1 protein-coding gene is annotated in these 2,568 nt (G+C 33.3%); it reads right to left on the reverse strand.

Features of this window, described 5'->3' with window-relative positions:
* Positions 1-2,453 (reverse strand): VWA domain-containing protein (locus BO51_RS10005; RefSeq protein ID WP_496486293.1); only part of this gene is annotated, 2,453 nt, incomplete at its 3' end.
* Positions 2,454-2,568 lie beyond the last annotated feature (115 nt).

Raw genomic sequence — 2,568 nt, forward strand, 5'->3', positions numbered from 1 at the left:
TAGTTTGGATTTTCTACTTTTACATATACGTTGTATTCTCCTACATCAGTGTAGCTTGGGTTTTCTTCTGCCCAATTTTCTCCGTCTTCACTGTAATATACTTTATCGCCTTCTACTAAGTTTCCTACTGTTATGCTGTGTTCTAATCCGTCATATACTCCAGTGTAGCCTGTTATTTCTAGCGAAGGAGCAATATTTTTTTGCCATTGTGCATATACAGTAATATTTTGGTTAACAATAGTTGAACTAGATAATACGCTTCCTGTTCCGTTTGGTTCAGTATTCCAACCAGTAAAAGTATATCCTATCCTTTGAGGGTCTTCCGGCATCTCCGATCCAAGTGAACTGCCTTTGTTTACATTTTTAGTATATACGTTTGATCCTGGATAGTTCTCATTAAATGTTACTGTAACAGTTTTTGTCTTGTAATATCCAAAATATACTGTTTCTGTTGGCTTATTAGCTAACAATAATATTTGTAAGGTAGTTTCATTCCCTTCGTTTCCATCCCATAAATATTTTTGATATTCATACCCATCTAAATTGTCAGGTGTTATGGTATACGTTTGATTGTATGATAGAGGATTGTTTGAATAGTTTCTGTTATAAATTATATTAGCTAAATCTGGTCTATCAACAATTACTCCATCAGAATTAATTGGAACCCCATTCTCGTTTACTTCATAACCAATTAATGTTATTCTTCCCCCTCCTATAGATACTTCAGGAATCGGAAAATTCTTATTTGTATTATTCTCATAAACATCCGTATATGAAAATACTGTTTCTTGATTTGTTGGATATAAAATGTTGGCATCTGCACCAGCTTTTATTCTTACCAAATACTTAAGAGTTGCAGGATTTCCTTCTGCAATATTCCCAGTATTCCAAATTATACTATTCCCTTGGATTTGAATATTTCCCTGACTAACATATATTTCTGACTCTGAACTAGCTAAGTCAAACATATCACCCATTGGGTCTGTTACTATTCCATCCTTAGCAGCATATGAAATTTTACCACTTATTTCACTAAATACTGCATTTAAAGGGCTTAAATCAGTAGAGTTAATTTGGTAATACCCTGCATTTTGGCTATTATTTAATACATTTTGTCCGTTACTATCCGCGTTAAATGCAATTGAATATATTTGAGTTCCCTTAGTTTTAGCTAAATTTGCTTCAAATATTGTTGGAATCCCATGATTGCTTGGAAAGCCACTATCAAATGGGCCATGATTATGATTAGGCTCAGTACAAAACACTTGATAGCTGTCACTGTAACTAATGTTAAATGATGAACCATTCCCTACTACTTGTGAATAGTCAACAGCTACTATTTGGGGATTATCTTTTATGATATAAGGGGTCTGATTCTTTTGATGATTGCTTAGACTAATTCCTGTTGCATCAGTTACTTTATAACTATAAGTTGGCTGTCCATCACCAAGTAATACCATTACTTTATTTGTTGCATTGGATGAGTCTAATAATGCTTGAGCTGCATGAATTCCAGCCTGCATATTTGTCCCGCCACTTGCCGTTATATTGTCAATTGCACTGTTTAGAGTTGCCTTTCCTGTATAGTCTACAAAATTAGATTTTACTGTTGCTCCATTATCAAAAGTTACTAATGCTATTCTATTTACACTATCTGGCAACAATAAATTATCAACGAATTCTTTTGCAGCTAATTTTAAATTTGAGATTTTTTCTCCTGACATGCTCCCCGATTTGTCAAGTACTAATACTATATCACTAGTGGTCAATAGATTTTTCCCTTCTATTTTCAGAGTTACTTCCCAAAGATTGGTTGACCCCTGAACAGGTTCAGCTACCTTAGAAAGATTTATAGCCCCCTGATTTGGCCATTCGTTACTATTTAAATTGTACTTAACAAACATGTTTGCATTGCTTCTAAGCCCAATTTTAGGATAAGCATATCCTCCAGAAATTGGTTCTCCTTTTCCTATTTCCTCCATAGATAAATTATCAGGATTATCTCCAATCATCTCATTATTTTCGTAATATAGAGTAAAACTACTATTTTCTGTTATTACAAATTGAGGTGTATCGCTTTCAACAAATTTATCTCTTATGTTTTCCAAAATATAATCTGTTGGGATAACTTCTTTTCCTATCTCTAGATCATAAACATCTTTGGAAATTAGGTCTCCAGAAAAAGCGTCTACGTGGCTTACTTCCAATTTTACAACGCTATTCAAATTTTCCTTTTCGTTAGAATCATCTTCTAAAATTGGTTCATCAATAAGCTGTATGCTTCCATCTGTGTTACTTATTACTTCTTCTGAATATGGGATTTCTTCATCTATAAAGACTTCTTCAGGTGTATCAGTGTCAGAAATGTTATCCGCAAAACCTGTAACACTCATGCTGAAAACCATTATAAAAGCTAAAAGAAAAGATAATGCTCTGTTACGCTTATACTTCATTTTTACCCCTCCATTCCAAAATAGGTAGTGGCAATAAGACACTCCTTTTTTTTATTTAAAACCTTATATTATTAAGGGTTACATCATTTTTATAAAATAAAAAACAATGACCCCC

It is taken from the genome of Soehngenia saccharolytica DSM 12858 (assembly GCF_059568515.1).